The sequence below is a fragment of the Sphingobium sp. B2D3A genome, from assembly GCF_025961795.1.
Classification (GTDB): Bacteria; Pseudomonadota; Alphaproteobacteria; order Sphingomonadales; family Sphingomonadaceae; genus Sphingobium.
On the sequence record NZ_JAOQOI010000001.1, the window covers coordinates 2712774 to 2731358 of the forward strand.

General features: G+C 62.9%; 14 protein-coding genes. 10 read left to right on the forward strand and 4 right to left on the reverse strand.

Annotated elements, in window-relative coordinates:
• Nucleotides 1-2: 2 nt before the first annotated feature.
• The gene (locus M2337_RS12600) at nucleotides 3-1214 is read right to left on the reverse strand and encodes a restriction endonuclease (protein WP_264570530.1); all 1212 of its coding nucleotides are present in this window, start codon (nucleotides 1212-1214) and stop codon (nucleotides 3-5) included.
• 62 nt (nucleotides 1215-1276) lie between these two features.
• Nucleotides 1277-1819 (reverse strand): hypothetical protein, encoded by a 543-nt coding sequence (locus tag M2337_RS12605; protein ID WP_264570531.1) that lies wholly within the window; start codon nucleotides 1817-1819, stop codon nucleotides 1277-1279.
• A gap of 57 nt (nucleotides 1820-1876) precedes the next feature.
• On the opposite strand from M2337_RS12605, the gene M2337_RS12610 reads away from it, so the two are divergent.
• The 4 genes from M2337_RS12610 (at nucleotide 1877) to M2337_RS12625 (ending at nucleotide 10624) form a co-directional block, all read left to right on the forward strand.
• Complete coding sequence (locus M2337_RS12610; RefSeq protein ID WP_264570532.1) at nucleotides 1877-3895, forward strand: ATP-dependent nuclease; 2019 nt, start codon at nucleotides 1877-1879, stop codon at nucleotides 3893-3895.
• Complete coding sequence (locus M2337_RS12615) at nucleotides 3892-5616, forward strand: UvrD-helicase domain-containing protein (RefSeq protein WP_264570533.1); 1725 nt, start codon at nucleotides 3892-3894, stop codon at nucleotides 5614-5616. The genes M2337_RS12610 and M2337_RS12615 overlap by 4 nt, the downstream gene beginning before the upstream one ends.
• A gap of 281 nt (nucleotides 5617-5897) precedes the next feature.
• On the forward strand, nucleotides 5898-7163 hold the full coding sequence (locus tag M2337_RS12620; protein WP_264570534.1) for a metallophosphoesterase family protein: 1266 nt from the start codon (nucleotides 5898-5900) through the stop codon (nucleotides 7161-7163).
• 2 nt (nucleotides 7164-7165) lie between these two features.
• Nucleotides 7166-10624: an ATP-binding protein gene (locus tag M2337_RS12625; RefSeq protein ID WP_264570535.1), complete on the forward strand. Its 3459-nt coding sequence runs from the start codon at nucleotides 7166-7168 to the stop codon at nucleotides 10622-10624.
• 159 nt (nucleotides 10625-10783) lie between these two features.
• Here M2337_RS12625 and M2337_RS12630 read toward each other — a convergent pair whose 3' ends face one another.
• The gene (locus M2337_RS12630; protein ID WP_264570536.1) at nucleotides 10784-11278 is read right to left on the reverse strand and encodes a hypothetical protein; all 495 of its coding nucleotides are present in this window, start codon (nucleotides 11276-11278) and stop codon (nucleotides 10784-10786) included.
• A gap of 189 nt (nucleotides 11279-11467) precedes the next feature.
• The gene (locus tag M2337_RS12635; RefSeq protein WP_264570537.1) at nucleotides 11468-12241 is read right to left on the reverse strand and encodes a hydrolase; all 774 of its coding nucleotides are present in this window, start codon (nucleotides 12239-12241) and stop codon (nucleotides 11468-11470) included.
• Between the two features lie 172 nt (nucleotides 12242-12413).
• Between M2337_RS12635 and poxB the strand changes: the two genes are divergently transcribed.
• From poxB to M2337_RS12665, 6 genes are all read left to right on the forward strand, one after another.
• On the forward strand, nucleotides 12414-14141 hold the full coding sequence (gene poxB / locus M2337_RS12640) for a ubiquinone-dependent pyruvate dehydrogenase (protein ID WP_264570538.1): 1728 nt from the start codon (nucleotides 12414-12416) through the stop codon (nucleotides 14139-14141).
• A 183-nt stretch (nucleotides 14142-14324) separates the two neighbouring features.
• On the forward strand, nucleotides 14325-14984 hold the full coding sequence (locus M2337_RS12645; RefSeq protein WP_264570539.1) for a hydrolase: 660 nt from the start codon (nucleotides 14325-14327) through the stop codon (nucleotides 14982-14984).
• 4 nt (nucleotides 14985-14988) lie between these two features.
• The gene (locus M2337_RS12650; RefSeq protein WP_264570540.1) at nucleotides 14989-15243 is read left to right on the forward strand and encodes a XapX domain-containing protein; all 255 of its coding nucleotides are present in this window, start codon (nucleotides 14989-14991) and stop codon (nucleotides 15241-15243) included.
• Nucleotides 15244-15323: 80 nt separating this feature from the next.
• Nucleotides 15324-17177, forward strand: a complete 1854-nt coding sequence (locus M2337_RS12655; protein WP_264572259.1) for an amidohydrolase — start codon at nucleotides 15324-15326, stop codon at nucleotides 17175-17177.
• Between the two features lie 20 nt (nucleotides 17178-17197).
• Nucleotides 17198-18094, forward strand: coding sequence for a glyoxalase (locus M2337_RS12660; RefSeq protein WP_264572260.1), 897 nt, complete (start codon nucleotides 17198-17200; stop codon nucleotides 18092-18094).
• A 1-nt stretch (nucleotide 18095) separates the two neighbouring features.
• Entirely contained in the window at nucleotides 18096-18536 is a 441-nt protein-coding gene (locus M2337_RS12665; protein WP_264570541.1) for a DoxX family protein, read from the forward strand.
• Nucleotides 18537-18585: the final 49 nt, after the last annotated feature.

Genomic DNA, 18585 nt, shown 5'->3' on the forward strand with positions numbered 1-18585 from the left:
TTTTAGTCGCATAAGTCAAACAGAGCTGGGGAACCATCCCACGCCGAATACAAGTTCTGACCGTCCCAATAGCTCACATCGCCGTCGCGGACCGACCGCTTCGCGCGGAAGACGGTGTCAGCCGTCAGGCGGTCAAGGCATGCCGGACCGATCTCAGGCACTTCGCGACCCCTCTGCCCGTAGCCATCGTCTGATATGGTCCGGGAGGGGATCGCCATCAGCAGCGCCGCGTGCCTTGTCTCCTTCAGGACGATCGCAAACTGATTCATGATGACGGTGTAGCCTGTTCGTGCGTGAACAATGCGCGGATCCCTCAGCGCGAGGCTGTGGACGAGCCGGGAAACCGCCTGAGGCGTAACCAGCTTCGACTTGTCGCGGATGATCCCGTCCCTCGCGTCCCTGCACCAGTCGCGCACGTCGGCAGAGGTGGCGAGCGCCATGGGGATGCTAGTCCGGCCGGCGAACTTCCGCGCCGAGGGGAGGTAGTCGGAGGTCGTCACGAAGATGCCTCTCTGAGCCGCTTCGACGTCGGCGACGCCATGCAGCGCAGCGACTGCGGACATGTCGATCTTGTTTCTGGGGGCGTATCGCTTGGCCTGCACCAGCGTGAGAATGTCGCCCAGCGGATCCCTCTGGAGCACTCGGACGTCGATGCCGCCGTCGTTTGAGCCCGGGCCCAGCTCGCAGGTGAAGCCTTGGGCTTGGAAGATGCGGAACAGCAGCGTCTCGAACTCACGCCAGGTGAGGCGATGCAGATCTTCTGGCCGCTTCGCGAAATGCGAATACAGCTCGTCGTGAACGTCCGCGACGTCCTGTTGCACTAGGCCGCACACCCACCGCCAATTCTCGCGATCGAGGAAGGGTTGGAGCAGCGGGCTGTCGTCCTCGAGGTATACGTGCGCGCTGACGCTGTCGCTCCGCTCATACCAGAAGCCCTGACGCTGGAGCAGCTCGACGAACTCCATGTCGAGACCGTCGAAGTCGCCGTCGAGCGCACGTCCAAGGTCGCCGTCGAAGTGAAGGATCGTGACCACGGGGGTCTCCCCAGGCTCACCGTCGATCCGATCGGCATAAGTCTGGAAACCGCAATCAACCCATAGTTCATGACGGGTCGCCCACTCCTGTATGGAGCGCTGGAGGTCGGCGACCACGACGTCGAGTTCGGCATCGGTCGGCGCCGATGCGGAAGGGTTTGGATCATGGCCGACAGGCATGTCGTGCTTCCGAGCCTGCTCGATATCGCATGCTTGCGTCGCTCCTGCCTGTAAATCGGGCCTCATCCTACATTCCGGCGCGTCCTCATGAGGCGGCAGGCGAGCATCTGATCGTCCCATCGTGTGGCGAACGTCTCGGATATCTCGAACCAGCTTCCGTCGTTGCCGGCTCCGTGGTTGCGTCCCATGCAGGAGCACTGGCACTCGTGGCCGACCGCGTTCAGGCAGGCTGGCGAGCACTTTTCCTGCTCGCGGTAGGGTTGGATCACGTAGACCGCGCCGAAGACCGCGAGCGCGCGTTCCACGAAGTCATTAAACCAGGCCTTGGGTATCTCCCAGCAGCGCTTGCTGGCGATCCATGCTGGCGACGTGCGTCTGCCGTTCTGCAGCCAGGACTGATTCGTTTCCGCGTATGGAAGTCGCAGCCGCAAGAGCTCTTTCTTGCCGGTCCTGCGAAGGATCACCGGGATCTCGCGCTGGTTCCAGATGCTTGTGAGTTGCTCCGCGTCCATCCCGATTGCCCCCAGGTCGATCGTACAACCGTCGGCGGTCGGGTCGGGATCGAGGGCAACTTCGGTCTCGTCCCTTTCGGATCGGTTCCACATCACTCTCGCCGATGAACTGCCGCTCGTCTATGCAGCATCTGTAGAAAAGGGGGCTCGATGTTTCTCAAGCGCGTGAAGTTGGCTAACTTTCGTTCCTTTGACGATGCGCATCTCGAACTGCAGAAGGACCTGACGGTTTTTGTCGGCGAGAACAACGGCGGGAAGAGCAATGCGATCGACGCGATTCGCCTGGTGACGCTCCCGCTGGGTGGCCGTCGGGAGATTTACTGCGAGCCCACCGATGTCCGCTTCCAGTGCGGAGCCACACAATTCGAGCTGGAGGCGCATTTCGCGGAACTCTCGGTAGGCCAGCAGGGGCGCCTAATCTCTGCCGCTACCGATGCCGGTCTGACGAATGCCTGCTTCGGACTGCGCTACGATGGCAGTCGGCAGGGGGCGAGACCGCAGCTGTGGGCCGGCAAGGACGGAAACGCACCCGAACCGAACTGCCATGACATGGTCCGGCACGTCTATCTGCCGACGCTGCGCGATGCGAAGCGGGCGCTCGCATCCGGCAACCCGACTCGCATCATGGCTCTCCTGAACCACTTCCTCGAGGGAACGACCGCCTCCGATCTCGCGAAGGAGCTTGCACGGACGCGCAGGCACGACGTGCTGGTGAAGGTCGACGATGCCGTCGAAAAAGGCCTTTCGGCCTTGACGGGCGGCGTGCGCCGGCAGGCCGCGACGCTCGGCTTCGCGTCGGACGAGGGGTTGATCGACATCGCCCGCGATCTGCGCTTCAAGCTCGCCGATCACGGCGTCGATCCTGAGGATCTGCGGTACTCTGGGCACGGCTACGCGAACCTGCTCTTCATGGCGATCATCGCGGTTGAGTTGGAGAAGGTCCGGAGCACGGACCTGACTCTGTTCCTCGTGGAGGAGCCGGAGGCGCATCTCCATCCGCAACTGCAGGCCGCGGTCCTGTCGTTCCTGCGTGAGCAGGCGGAGCAGTCGCGGAAGAGCCTCCCGACCGACCACGGTCCCGCGGGGGAACTACAGGTGGTGGTGGCCACGCATTCGCCGAACCTCTCAGCTTGGGTCAGCAGCGATAGGCTGGTGGTGTTCAAGTCGGTGATAGCGTCGGCAGGGACGGCGGAAGCGGATGAGCTGCTCGAACCCGGATCGATCGACGCCAGCATCATCGAGGACGTCCTCGGCCATGATGCGGATGGCGATGGCGAGGCTGCCGCGGAGTCCGTCGCGGAGGCGATCTCGGCCGTCGTGCCACGTCGTGCGACACGGTGCCTGCCTCTCGCCAACATGCCGCTTGAGGATCTCGATCGCCGCAAGGTCGACCGCTACCTTGATGTCACGAAGGCGGCCCTCCTGTTCGGCGGACGGGCGCTGCTCGTTGAAGGTATAGCCGAGGCGCTGCTCCTCCCGGCCATCGCGAAGCACCATGTCCTGAAGGACCACCCGGAGAAGCTCCGGCTCTTCAGGTCCGCCGTGTTCATCCCGATCGATGGCGTCGATTTCGTGCCATACGTGACGCTTCTTCTGACCGAACTGGAGGGCGCAAGGATTGCCGACCGCGTTGTGGTGATGACCGATGGCGATAGGGGGCTGAAAAAGGAGAAGGAGGACGAGGAGGGAGCCGACGACGTTCCGGATGAAGGCACCGAGGCACCGGCGGAGGAAACCGAGAAGCTCCACGAAGCCACGGAAGCCCACGAAGCCGAGGAGGTCTTCGAGGTCGAGGACGAAGCCGCCAACGGGCTGATCCCAGGTGAACGGAGGAAGCTGGCCTTGGAGAAGCTAGTCGGCAGACTAGGCGCGATCGACTACTTCGCGGCGGTCACGAGCACCTATTCGCTGGAATCGGAGCTGATCGAGGCGGGTAACGCGGACCTTCTGGAGAAGGCCTACCTCGAGTTACATCGACGCTCGAAGAAGAAGTGGCGCAACGCCATGAAGCTCGATGGCGACGAGCGCGCTGCGGCGATCCACCGCATTTTCAAGAATGCTCGGAAGGGCGACTTCGCCCAGGTGTTGGCGCGACTAATTGAGGACGGCGAGAAGCTAGCAGTGCCACCCTACATCAAGCACGCCATCGAGCAGTTGGTGGCCACGTGAGCGAAGATTACGCGCCGACCAAGGAGCAGAAGGCTGTGATCGGGCATGACGGCCCGGCTTTCGTGAGCGCCTGTCCAGGTGCGGGAAAGACGCGGACGATGGTCGAACGGGCTCGACTTCTGCTGTCGGACAGGCGGGATCGCCGCGGGGTCGCCTTCCTGTCGTTCACGAACGCGGCGGTCGACGAACTGGAGGTGCGCCTCCGGAGCTTCGGGATCCTGCCAACGCCGCTGTTCCCCAGCTTCATCGGCACCTTCGACAGGTTTCTCTGGCAGTTCTTCGTGGCGCCGCTCGGAATGGAGGGCTGCGACGTCGCGCCCCGGCTGATCCCAGACAAGGGCGACTGGGTCGTGCAGCCCTATGAGAAGATGCAGGGGCTTCCTCTGAAGGCGTTCGACCGCAAGACAGGAAGATTGAACCGCGCAATCGCCACCGAGGAGGGCTTTGACGCGGATCGCGACGCCACAAAGCACGAGGCTCTCGCACTCCGGATGCTGGCCTCCGCCCGCTCAAAGGGGCATGTCGATTTCGAGGACGTGCGCACCTGCGTGAAGGGACGGCTTGCCGACAAGGCCTTCGCCGAGCGGCTGGGGAAGGCCCTCGCAGCCCGTTTCAAAGAGATCTTCGTGGACGAGGCGCAGGACTGCAATCCCGACGACCTCGAGGTCGTGCAGTGGCTTCGGACTTCGGGGCTTATCGTCAAGGTGATCTGCGATCCGAATCAGTCAATCTACCAGTTTCGCGGAGGGATCACCGACGAGCTCGACAGGTTCGCCGATCGCTTCGAGGATGGCGACAGGCTGCCGATGAGCGGAAACTTCCGATCGACGCCGGCGATATGCGCCGCGATCGTCGGATTGAGGCCGCCCTCGGCACGCGGCGTGCCGGACCGTGCGCTCGGGAGCCACAAGGCCGATTCCACCGCCCTGCACATCCTCTCATACGGTGGAACATCGGTGCCGGCGGCGATCGGCGTAAAATTCGGCGAACTCGTAAAATCGCATGGCATTGCGGTGGCGGATGCGCCCATATTGGCCTCGAGGCTGCAGAGCGCAGCCCGGGCGATCGGGCATCCTGTCTCGAAGGACACGGTGCACAAGACCCTGCTCCTGGCCAGGGCCGCCACTGATTTCCACTTCTCCTTCAACCTGGGTAACCGGCGCGAGGCGCTGTCCAATCTCCACCGCGCGATCCTGCTGGTTCAGGGGCGGATCGAGACCGCTGGCGACTATCACCGACATATGTTGTCGGAAGGCCTGGAGGACGGTCGTTGGCGTCCCGAGATCATCGATGCTGCGGCGACCCTCAAGTTTTCGCCGGGCATGTCCGCCGATGCGTGGCTCGACAAGGCCCGCCGCGCATTGGCACCCGGACTCGCGACACCCGGCGGCATCAGGCTGCGGCTGAAGTCTAGCAACGAGCTGCTGGCCGCCCTGGCCACTCCGCCCGCAGATGCGCATCCGGCGCGGACGATTCACTCAACGAAGGGCCTGGAGTTCCCCGCCGTGTGCGTCGTCCTGACGAGCAATAAGGCGGGAGGCATTCTCGAGCATCTGGAAGGGGCGGCTCGTCCCGAGTTCGCAGAGGATGCCCGCAAGATCTACGTTGCGGCGTCAAGGGCGGAAAGGCTCCTCGTGATGGCGATCCCGAAGAGCCGAGCGAAGCGATTGGAGACCCTTCTTCAAGGGAATGGCTGCTCGACGGCCCGTCACGACATCTGACGAGGCGGTCCATTCGCGCCCGCACGGCTATTCAGAGCTGGACCGGACAGCTGGTCGCACTTGAGTGGCTCGCTTAGTTCGAATCCCACTCTGGAAATATTGACGACTTGCTGTCCTTCTCCATTATGATGTTGGAAACGAAGAGAGCTGCGGCCGCGCTCTTCGAAACAATCGAGAAGGTCGGTTCTAAGAATTTTGAGCGGCTGAAAAGCCTGTGTCGCTAGAAACAAAACGAGGTGAAGCCGGACAGGGATATTGTTGTCGGCGCCTGGGGGTAAGTGATGACCGACTTTCGTTTTCTACACGCCGCTGACATCCATCTCGACAGCCCGCTCCGTGGACTGTCGCGGTATGAAGGGCTACCGGAGGACGACATCCGCGGCGCGACCCGGGCCGCTTTCGACAATCTCGTGCAGCGGGCTATCGACGAGGCTGTCGATTTCGTCGTGATCGCCGGCGACCTGTTCGACGGAGATTGGAAAGACATGGGCACGGGGCTCTACTTCGCCCGCGCCATGGGGCGGCTGAACCAGGCCGGCATCCCCGTCTTCCTCCTTTCGGGCAATCACGATGCGGAGTCGGTGCTGACCCGGAGCGTCCCCTGGCCGCCCAATGTGAGGTTGTTTGGGGCAAGGCGGCCGGAGACGCACACGCTTTCCCACCTCGCCGTCGCGGTGCACGGCCAGAGCTTCGCGACGCCAACCGTGATGGACAACCTCGTGCTCGCTTACCCCGACGCAACCGACCACCACTTCAACATTGGGATGCTCCACACTGCCTTGGCAGGTCGACAGGGGCACGCCGCATACGCCCCGTGCAGCCTCGATGACCTCAAGTCGAAGCACTACGACTACTGGGCGCTCGGCCATGTCCACGAGCACGAAATCGTCAGCGAGGCCCCCTACGTCGTGTTCCCCGGCAACACGCAGGGTCGTACGATCCGCGAGACAGGATCGAAGGGCGCCGTCATTGTGACGGTTGAGGATGCTCAGGTGACCACTGTCGAGCGCGTCGAGCTCGACGTCCTGCGCTGGATTCGTGTTGAGGTGGATTGCACCGACGCGACGGCGGATGCTGTCCCATCACTCATCCGCGCGTCACTCGTGTCTGCCTGGCAGGACAACCCGTCCGGCCTGCCGCTCGTCGCGCGGGTCTCCCTGACGGGACAGACCATGGACGCCGGCGCGCTCCACGACGGCGTGTCTTCTCTCCGCGACGATGCCCGCGCGGTGTCAGCGTCGATATCACCGGACCTGTTCATCGAGAGGGTGAAGGTGCTGGTCTCGCCACCTGCGCAGGCACAGCAGATGGTGATCGGCGACGACCTCGAGGCTCTCATTAGACAGGCGCCGACAGACCCCAACCTAGCCGCCCTGCTGGCCGAGGACCTCGCCCCGTTCCTTATTGCCGCCCAGACTTCGCTCGGCCATTCGCCGGAGGAGGCCGATGACGAGGGCGTGCGGCGGTCCGCGAGCGGTGGCAACTGGACGGCGGTATTGGAGACGGCGACGCTCGCACTCCGATCGCGTTTGACCGGGGAGGCGTAGAGATGCGCTTCGTCAACCTCGCGCTTGAGCGTTATGGCCACTTCGACAACTGCACGCTCTCCTTCCGCGGTGGCGAACCCGACTTTCACGTAATCTACGGCGCAAACGAGGCCGGCAAGACCACGTCTATGGCGGCCGTATCGGACCTGCTGTTTGGCTTCCCAAGCCGGTCGCCCTACAATTACATGTACGACTACTCGTTGCTAAGGATCGGCGCCGTCCTCGAAGACGAGGGTCAGACAATGGCCTGCCGACGCAAGAAGGCCACCAGCGGAACGCTCCTCGGTTCTGACGATAAACCCATCGACGAGGGCCCACTGCTGGCGATGCTCCGAGGTCAGACGCGAGAAACATTCGGCCTATCGTTCAGCCTCAACCAAGAGGGCCTGCGCGCCGGTGGGAAGGCGATGATGGAGGCGCGCAACGATCTCGGTAGAGCGCTGTTCGCCGCCGGATCGGGCCTGACCGGGGTATCTGACGAGCTAGCACGCCTTGAGGAAGAAGCGGACGCCATCTGGGGTCCACGCGCGTCCAATAAGAGGTCGTTCACCGTCGCGCAGCGAGAGCTCGAGACGAACGCAAGGGCCATACGCGAGCGGTCGTTGAGGCCAAAGACCTGGCTCGACAGCAAGGCGGCGGTGGCGACGGCGCAGGCCGCGCTGGAGGACGCCAGGGGACGGCGGGACGAGTTGCTTGCCGAGATCAGCCGAGCGGAGCGGATACGGCGAATTGCTCCCTCAGCACGCCTTCGAAAGGACCATCTGGCAGCACTGGCCGAATATAGCGCGACCGTTGACATCCCGGCACAGCGCGAAAACATGGCTGAGGCCGCGATGGCCGACGCGGCTCTCGCAACGAGGGCGAAAGCCGCTGCCGCTAAGCTGGCCGACGAGGCGACAAAACGCATGGAGGCGCTGGTTGCCGACGCGGAAATCCTCGCCCAGGCCGACCTGATCGACGAATTGCTGACGGCTTCGGGCGCGGTCGCAAAGGCTGGCAGCGACATGGCGCGGCTGACTACCGAGCAAGCCACGCGCGCTGGCCGGATCGAGCGCCTCCGGGAGGAGGCCGGAGCACTGGCGGCGGATCCACCGTCCCGGATCGCCAGCGCCAAGCTGCGCGAACTGGCGCTCGCGCATGTCGAGGACAAGTCAGCGCTCAGTCAGATATCCGAGAGCGAGCAGGAGCTTGAGGAACGGCGGCGGACTGCACCAGGCATTGCGCCAACGGTCCAAGACGGCTCGCCGGACGAGCTGAAGACAGTGGTCGCCGCCGTCGACGCAGGACGCGCGCTTGGCGTCGACATCGACGCCCGATGCCTGACACTGCGGAGGACCGCCGACTCGGCCGCCGCCACGTTCGCCCAGGCGCTCGTCCGGCTCGTACCATGGAATGGCGACGCTGCGTCACTTCTCCAACTCCCAAGGATCGGCCAGATCGAAGTCGACGAAGCGCGGAAGGCGCTCTCCGACCTGACCACCGAGGTCGACCGCGAACTGGCGACCGCGGCGCGCTCAAGAGAAGAGGCGGCAGCGCTCTCCCTTCAGATGGAACAACTGGCATTGGGCAAGGCCGTATCGGCCGATGAAATCGCGAGCGCGCGGACCGAGCGCGATGAGCGCTGGCGTCCGCTACGCGGTCACGTCCTCTCAGAAATCTGCATTGATGCTCCCAATGAGGCCGTCTCCGCATTCGAGGCTTCGCTCGCTCAAGCCGACGAGCGCAGCGATCGCAGGTTCGCGGCAGCTGACGAGTCCAGTCGACTGACCGACATGGGCAATCGCGTCGCAAAGCTGCTGCTAGATGCCGATCAGGCGGATATTCGTGCGGGGACTTTCGCCGAGCGACGGGAATCAGCGCGAACGGCGTGGGGTGAGAGGCTCACCGCCGCAGGCTATCCTGACATGGAGCCAATCCGGTTCCTTGCCTGGAACACTGAGAGGGCCGCTGCGGAATCGGCGCACGCCGCTTCCGTCGCTGCCGCCGAGGAGGCCGATGCGACCATTGCCCGAAGGGCGACGGTCCTTGAGGCGCTCTCCTCATGCCTACCTGAAGGCAATGCCGCACGTCTGGGGAGCGAAGTCGCACCCGCCTTGGCCTCCGCCGAACGCTTAAGGACCGACTTTGAGAAGGCGCAGCAGCAGCGACGGCTTGACGAGGCCGAGGCAGCGCGGATCGAGCAGGATGCCGAAGTGCTTGGGCGGCGCAGGAAGCGGCTCGAGGATGCCGCATCCACGCGTACCAACCGGTGGCGACAGGAGCTTGAGCAGACCGGGCTCAGCCTCGAAATCGAGAGCGCGATTGCCACGCTCGACGTGCTCGACGAACTACGTGTCCAGATCGCTGCCCAGGCAGACTTGAAGGGACGGTTAGACGGCATGGTCAGGGACGCCAGCGAGCATGACAGCAGGGTCGGTGCGGCGGCGGATGCGGTGGGCATCCCGGCTGCGAAAGAACCTGGCGAACGACTGTCCCTGATGCGCGCTAGGCTCACAGCCGCGCGGTCCACCGCCACCGTCCTCGACACCCTGCAGGCGACGGTCAGCAGCCGCTACGACGAGATGGCGGCCGAGGAGGCAAAGTTAACGGCCGCGCTGGATTCGCTGGCCGACTTGATGGAGGAGACGGGAGCAGCGGACATCGACGAGCTGACTGGCGCGATTGAGCGCTCGCGGGCGGCTCGGGGTCTCCGCGCGTCGGTTGCCGACACCGAGACGGCGATTAAGTCCGCCGGAGACGGAAAGGGTCTGGATGAACTTCTCGATTCACTCGAGGGTGTCGACCCGGATGGTCTGGCGGCCAGAACACAAACTCTCTCGTCGGAACTCGCCGACCTCAACGCGGAAGTAGACGCGGCGGCGGCGGCACATGGGGACGCGCAGAGGGCGTTCGGGAGCCTCGAGCAGGAGGGCGACAGCGCAGTGGACGCCGCGTCCGACGCTGACCGTGCCCGCGCAGAACTGACCGTCCTCTCCGAGCAGTACATCCTGAAACGAGCCGAGGCGGTCACGCTGCGCTGGGCGATCGAGCAGTACCGCGAGCGTCACCAAGATCCAATGCTGCTGCGCGCGTCCGAGCTCTTTTCCGCCCTTACAATCGGACGCTACACGGCGCTGAAAATCGACAACGATGCAGGCGCACCACGGCTGCTCGGGATGCGAGACGACGGCAAGACCGTGGTCGAAGTTGGCGCCATGAGCGAGGGTACGACAGATCAGCTCTTTCTGGCATTGCGTCTCGCCGCAGTCGAGCAGTCCGTTGCTTCTGGTATCCGCCTGCCATTTCTCGCCGACGACCTCTTTGTCAACTTTGACGATGAGCGATCGGAGGCCGGGGTCCGCGTTCTCGCTGAACTGGCCAAGTCCACGCAGGTCTTGTTCTTCACTCACCATCCCCACCTCGCGTCGATCGCGCGTTCGGTAGTTGGTGCTGACCTTTACTCAGAGTGCTCGCTGGCTTGAGATCGGCGAGAAAGCGATGAATGTTGGTTCTCCACAAGAGCTGCCCTTCAGCGAATGGATTAGGAACGGCAGAAATGTCCCACTTACAGGCATTCTTCTTGTGGCCGCCAGAGCGACAAATTCATTTCCTGACGGATCTTGCCAATTACAATTGAGCCATCAGCGAAAGCAAATCTCCGTGCGGTGATTGACCCAGCAACCATCACGCAAGAGCACTGTCCCTAACGAATCGACCGCCCTGTCATCATCTGGGTCAGCGTTCCAGCTCGCTTCAGCTTTCTTACCATCGTCCGAAATCACAACTGCAAAATGAGATTTTTCGGGCTTGCCCCGCTTCCACGTGTTCAGAGTATATCCACCACTTCCCATCGGGTAGACATCGCACTTTCCATCGACCAGAACTCTCCCATCTACCTCAAAGCGACATAGGCGCTTCTGTGATTGATCATCAATTTTGGCCTGAGCTTTAGAAGAAGCCGGACTATCAATTTGCCTTTCATGGATGTTGGTGCGGGGCTCATCGGCGCCTGGTGACTGTGCGTTGCTCTGCGCCGTACGCTTGGCGTCAGGAGATTGTTCGCTGCACGCCGACTGCGATCCGACAAGCAAGGCAAAGAATGCGACAATGCATAAATGAGGAAATCTGTTTTGCATCAAGCTCATTCCATTCTGGCGATCCCTAATACCTGAGAATGACGCTCGCGGATCCAAACTTCGCGACTCGCCTGATGGTGACGCAGTGCCTCAGCTTTCCAGTCGGCATAAACCTTCTCGCGGTCGGGGCGATCGGATTGTCCTAGGCGCTGGTTGAATTCACCTGATCGATCTCACCTACCCCGTTAATTAGGCGGGACGGATCATGTCGCGAGCATAGTCGAGACCGATCCCGTATCCGCCGCCGTGATCGACCACGATGCTCCGTGCGGCTTCGTAGGTGTCGTGCCGCGTCCAGTCGCGCTGCAGCTCGAGCAGGAATTGGAGCCACGACGTGAGCACGGCGCCGGCCTGCTCCATGCGCCGCAGGGCCGCAGCATGACTTTCTGGGGTGAGTCCGCCGCAGGCATCCGCGACGACGCGCACAGCGTAGCCTTCGGCAAGGGCGGATAGGACGGGGAAACTGACACAGGCTTCGGTCAGCAACCCAGCGACGACAATCGTCTTGCGGCCGGTCGCAGTCACTGCAGTACGGGCAGCCTCGTCCTCCCAGACGTTCATATTGCGTCGCTCGATCGGCGTCACATCCGGCAAAACATTGCGGAGAGGCGGCATGAGCGGCCCGCTATAGACCTTCGAAGCCGACGTGCTGACGATCACGGGAACATCGAATGCGCGAGCCGTGCGAGCGAGAGCGACAGCATTGCTTCGCAATTGCTGGCGATCGCCCGACCCAGCAGCAAAAGCCAGCCCAGCCTGCTCATCGACAAGCAGGACGACACAGTCTTCGGGGGTCAGCAAATCGGTTGCGGTCATGGGCGGCTCTCTGTCAGATTGAGCCGGCACGCTAGCGACGTTGCGCGCACCCATCTTGTCGAATTGCCCGGTTTCTTGGACGGGCAAGCTTTTCCGACAAAGAACGGCATCTAAACGCGACCGAGTGCGGCTTTTGACGCCGATCATGACGAGATGATCCGATTGGCGTCGGTCCTGTCCAAGCCGGGCAGGTGCAAGCGCGGCTATTCCTCAGCCTGCTTCGGGCACGAATGGTCGAGATCTGGTGGGGCCGACATCGCAGGCGTCGCATCCCCGGGGCAAAGCGCTTCAGTCCCGACCTTTTGCGGAGAAAACCGGCATGTCCAAGCAGACCATCGCAGATCTACTCGCCGCCACCCTTGCCGACGCTGGCGTGGAGAGGATCTGGGGCGTTACCGGGGACAGCCTGAACGGGCTAAACGAAAGCCTTCGGCGGATGGGAACCATTCAATGGATGATGACCCGCCATGAAGAGGTTGCCGCCTTCGCGGCCGGGGCCGAAGCCGGTCTTACCGGCAAGCTCGGCGTCTGCGCTGGCTCGTGCGGGCCGGGCAATCTTCATCTCATCAATGGACTGTTCGACTGCCATCGCAACCATGTGCCCGTGCTGGCCATTGCGGCACATATCCCGTCATCTGAGATAGGCCTCGGCTATTTCCAGGAGACGCATCCGCAGGAGCTGTTCCGCGAATGCAGCCACTTCGTCGAGCTCGTCAGCAACCCCAAGCAGATGCCGGAGGTGCTCCACCGTGCGATGCGTACCGCGATCGGCAAACAGGGCGTCGCGGTTGTCGTCATCCCAGGCGACATTGCCCTCGCGGAGGCCCCCGCCGGGGCAACCGCCACCTTCCCGGCGCTACAGCCTCCCCGGCTGCTACCGAACCTTTCGGACATCGACCAACTCGTCGCTCTGCTCGAAGGCTCGCGGGCAACCGCGCTCCTGTGCGGCAGCGGCTGTGCCGGCGCCCATGACGAAGTGGTCGCGCTCGCGGACAGGCTCGGTGCCCCGGTCGTTCACGCACTGCGCGGGAAGGAACATGTCGAATGGGATAATCCTTTCGACGTCGGCATGACCGGCCTGATCGGGTTCTCATCAGGCTATCAGGTCATGGAAAACTGTGACACGCTCCTGATGCTCGGTACCGATTTTCCCTACCGGAATTTCTACCCCAAGGACGCCAAGATCATCCAGATCGACCGCGATCCCTCGCAGTTGGGTAAGAGAGCACCGCTTGCCCTAGGGATAATCGGCGACGTCCGTGAGACGATCAGCGAGCTCTTGCCGAGATTGGAGCGGCGGGAGGATCGAACCTTTTTGACTCGATCGCTCGATCACTATGCCGACGCTCGCAAGGGACTTGATGACCTCGCGACCCCCGACAAGCCAGGGCGGCCGGTCCACCCGCAATATATCGCCAAGCTGGTCAGCGATCTCGCTGCCGAAGATGCTATCATAAGCGCAGATGTCGGGACGCCAACCGTTTGGGCCGCACGCTATCTCAAGATGACGGGAAAGCGGCGCCTGCTCTTCTCGGCCAATCACGGCTCGATGGCCAACGCACTGCCACAGGCTCTGGGTGCCCAGGCCGCTTTCCCAGACCGGCAGGTCATCTCGCTTTCAGGCGACGGCGGGTTCGCGATGTCGATGGGCGACTTCCTGAGCCTCGCCCAGCTTCGTCTCCCCGTGAAGATCGTCCTTTTCGACAATGGCCTGCTTGGCTTTGTGGCGATGGAGCAGAAGGCAGGCGGCTATCTTGACGTGAATGTCCAGCTCCAGAACCCGGATTTCGCAGCCATGGCGAACGCCTGCGGCGTGCTGGGCATCCGCGTCGACGAATCCGACCAAGTCGAGGCCGCCCTCATTCAGGCCTTTGCACATGATGGGCCTGCGCTGGTCGATATCCGCACCGCCTCGCAGGAACTGGCAATGCCGCCGGCGATCAAGCTGGAGCAGGCGAAGGGGTTCAGCCTCTATATGCTCAAGGCTATCATGAGTGGGCGCGGCGACGAGATCGTCGAACTCGCACGAACCAATCTGCGTATCTGACCCTCCAACGGCGAACAATCAGGACTGACAAAAAATCACCGTCGATCGCATCACGTTCGTCCAAGACCCTTTCGGTCCTGTCGATCAAAAAGACGTTCGAACCCAAGCAATGACCAACGCGGTGTCGGCAACAGCCGGTCCTGCGGAGGTCGCCCCCTTGCCTTCACCGAACGGGAGATCCGCATGTCCATCACCGCCACCCCCACCCCCGGCAAGACGCTGATCTCGCCGACGAATCACACGCTGATTCTCATCGATTTCCAGTCGCAGATGTCGTTCGCGACCAAGTCGATCGACGCAACCCTGCTGCGCAACAACGCAGCCTTGATCTCGCATGCCGCCAAGATCTTCGACGTGCCGACAATCCTGACGACCGTCGCCGAAAAGTCGTTCTCCGGCCCGATGTTCTCAGAGATCACTGACGTGTTCCCCGGCCAGAAGCTGTTCGACCGCACGTCGATGAACACCTGGGAAGATGCGCCAGTGATCGAGGAGGTCAACCGCATCGGCAAGACCCGTGTCGTACTCGCTGGGCTCTGGACCGGCGTTTGCATCGTCGGGCCCACCGCCTCGGCGATCGATCAGGGCTTCGAAGTCTACTTCATCGCTGACGCCTGCGGCGACGTGTCGGACGAAGCGCATGAGCGCGCCTGCCAGCGCATGATACAGCTCGGCGCGGTCCCAATGACCTCGCTCCAATACATGCTCGAGCTGCAGCGCGATTGGGCTCGTACCGAAACCTACGACGTCGTCACCGGCACCGCGAAGAAGCTGGGTGGCGCCTACGGTCTGGGTATCACCTACGCCAAGACGATGTTCGGCGCGTCGGAAGGCGGGCACTGAGGCCATGCGACCGTACCTTATCTCGCTCGCCGCGGGCGTGCTTGTCGGCGTGATCTACGCTCTGATCAAGGTACGGTCGCCGGCACCGCCGACGATTGCGCTGGTCGGGCTTGCCGGCATCCTGATCGGTGAACAGGCTGTCCCGCTCATCAAGAGTTTCTGGGCAAGCAAGGACAAGGCTGCCGAGATCCATGCGGCCTGCACCAATCACGTCTTCGGCAAGCTCCCCGCCAACACCGACACGGACGCGACGGCGTGACCCTTAGCAGGCGCGACACCCTCCTCGGCGGCGCGGCGATCACGCTCGCGCCGCTCTTCTCTGGAAATGTGAAAGCGGCCATGACCAGCACAGACCTGATCCTCGTCAACGCCAAGGTGACGACCCTCGACCGGGAAAATCCCGAAGCCGAAGCTGTCGCGATCCGTGACGGCAAGTTCCTGGCCGTTGGCAGCGAGAAGGATGTTCGCGCCGCCGCCGCCCCCAATGCCATCGTGATCGATGCAGCGCGTCGGCGCCTGATCCCTGGGCTGATCGACAGCCACATGCACATCATTCGTGGGGGCCTGAATTACAATATGGAGCTGCGCTGGGACGGCGTACCGAGCCTCGCCGAGGCGATGGCAATGCTCAAGCGCCAGGTCGACAATACCCCTGCCCCGCAATGGGTACGCGTGGTCGGTGGCTTCACCGAGCATCAGTTCGCCGAGAAACGGCTGCCCACGATCGCGGAGCTCAATGCGGTCGCTCCCGACACGCCGGTTTTCATCCTTCACCTCTATGATCGCGCGCTGCTCAATGCCGCCGCGCTCCGCGTCGTCGGCTACACCAAGGATACGCCCAATCCGCCCGGCGGCGAGATCGTGCGCGATGCCGCCGGCAATCCGACCGGACTGTTGCTGGCCCAGCCCAACGCGACGATCCTTTACTCGACGCTCGCAAAGGGGCCGAAGCTTCCTCCCGAGTATCAGGTCAATTCGACTCGGCACTTCATGCGCGAGATGAACGGCCTTGGCGTGACCGGCGTGATCGATGCCGGTGGCGGTTTCCAGAACTATCCTGACGATTATCAGATCATCGAGAAGCTCCACCAGGACGGCCAGCTCACGCTGCGGATCAGCTACAACCTGTTCACACAGAAGCCCAAGGAGGAGCTTGCAGACTTCTCGGGATGGGTGAAGCAGGTTTCGCCCGGCCAGGGTGATGACACCTACAGGCACAACGGCGCCGGCGAGATGCTCGTCTATTCAGCGGCAGACTTCGAGGATTTTCGCGTCGCCCGTCCCGACATGCCGCCGAGCATGGAGGGCGATCTTGAACCCGTCATTCGCTTGCTCGCCGAGCATCGCTGGCCCTGGCGTCTCCACGCCACCTATGACGAGACGATCGGCCGTGCGCTCGACGTCTACGAGAAGGTCAATCGCGATATTCCGATGACCGGCATCAACTGGTTCTTCGACCATGCCGAGACGATCAGCGATCGGAATATCGACCGGATCGCGGCCCTCGGCGGGGGCATCGCGGTCCAGCACCGCATGGCCTATCAGGGCGAGTATTTCGTGGAGCGCTATGGTGCCAAGGCCGCCGAGCGCACGCCGCCGATCGCAAAGATGCTGGCGGCAGGTCTGCCCGTGGGAGCCGGCACCGACGCTACCCGTGTGGCATCCTACAATCCTTGGGTTTCGCTGAACTGGCTGGTCACCGGCAAGACCGTTGGGGGCCTAGGCCTCTATCCGGGCGCGAACAGGGTGAGCCGCGAGAAGGCGCTACGCATGTGGACCCATGAGAACACCTGGTTCTCGAACGAGATCGGCAAGAAAGGGCAGATCAAGGTCGGCCAGCTCGCAGACCTCGCTCTGCTTTCCGGCGACTATTTTAGCGTGCCCGAGAGCGACATCCCCCATCTGCGATCGGTGCTGACCGTTTTGGGTGGCAAGGTCGTCTTTGGCGAGGGCGATTTCGCTCCGCTCGCACCCGCGCTCCCCAAGCCGATGCCGGACTGGTCCCCAGTCGCCACCTTCGGCGGCTATCACCGTACCCCCGAGGCCAATGCCAAGCTCGCAAGCGCGTGCGGCTGCGCGAGCGCCTGCCAGGTCCACGGTCATGATCATGCCGCGGCTCTCGGCCGCGCGGCGCCTACCAGCGATGTCCAAACCTTCTGGGGTGCCTTGGGCTGCGGATGCTGGGCGGTTTGAGACGATTGGAGTCTGTCATGATGAAGCGCTCAACTCTTCTGTTCGCAGCCCTCCTCCTGGGGGCAGCACCCACGATACCGGCGGTGGCCCGCGAGCCGGTCGCCTCGGTCGATTATGCGGTCGGTGCGCAATACGACACGACGCATGTCTATGTGGCTCCCGAGGACTTCGATCGCTTTGTCGTGAGCCTCGTTGCGACCTTTGGAGGCACCACTTCGAAGCAGGGCGTCTTCCAGGTCACGCCGACCGCGAGCCAGACAATGTCTCAGCTCGTGCTGACACCGGTAGGCTCGCTTTCCGTGTTCGGCTTCAAAACGCCGATTCCCTACCCCTTTGGGGCGGAGCGTACCGGCTACCTCGTCAGCGACATGGACGCTGCGGTGAATGCCGCGGTCAAAAGCGGCGCAACCCGCCTGCTGATGACCTTTCCCGATCCAATCGGCCGCGATGTCGTCGTCCAATGGCCCGGCGGCGTGAACATGCAGCTCTACTGGCATACGACAAAGCCGAACTATCCTGCGCTGGTTCACGTGCCCGAGAACCGGGTGTATCTCACGCCTGACATCGCGGACGCGTTCGTGAAGCACTGGACCGCCTTTGCCCACGCCAAGGTGACGCGAGATGTGCCGAGCGCTGCCGGGGCCGATATCGGCCAGCCGGGCAAGACCTATCGTCGGATCGAGCTTACATCTGGCTATGGCAAGATGCTGGTGATCGTTTCGGACGGTCAGCTCCCCTGGCCCTACGGCCGCGACATGACCGGCTATGAGGTCGATGATCTTGCAGCGACGCTGGCCAAGGCACAGGCGGCCGGCGTTGAGACATTGGTCCCGGCACATAACGAAGGCGGCCGCTCGTCCGCACTGGTGCGTTTCCCCGGCGGCTACGTCGCCGAGATCCATAGCAGCAGTAACTGAGATGCTGCGTCCCCTTGATCCAGGAGCGGAGCCAAGGTTCGTCGATGCCATTCTCGAATGGCGACCAATCTGGTTCCTTGCCCGCCTCGCGCTCGTGGGCGCCTATCTTCTCGGCGGTATCGTGAAGGCGAGCGACTGGCAGGCGGCAGTGGCGGAACAGGCACATTTTGGCATGAATCCGCCAGCACTCTGGGCAGGCCTTACGATCGCGATCGAGCTTATAGGTCCGATCCTGATCCTCTGGGGCAGGCTTGTTTGGCTTGGCGCGGGGATGCTGGGTGTGTTCACGTTGCTCGCAGCATTCACCGCCAACGCGTTCTGGGCGATGCCCCCCGGCCAGGATCGCTTCATGGCGACCAACGCCTTCTTCGAGCATATCGGTCTGATAGGCGGGTTCGTGCTTGCGGCATTGGTCGCCGAGCTCGAGCGGCGGCGTGCGTAGGCTCGCTCTTGCCTCCCTTGCCCTCTCCTCCCCCGCATTCGCGCAGGAC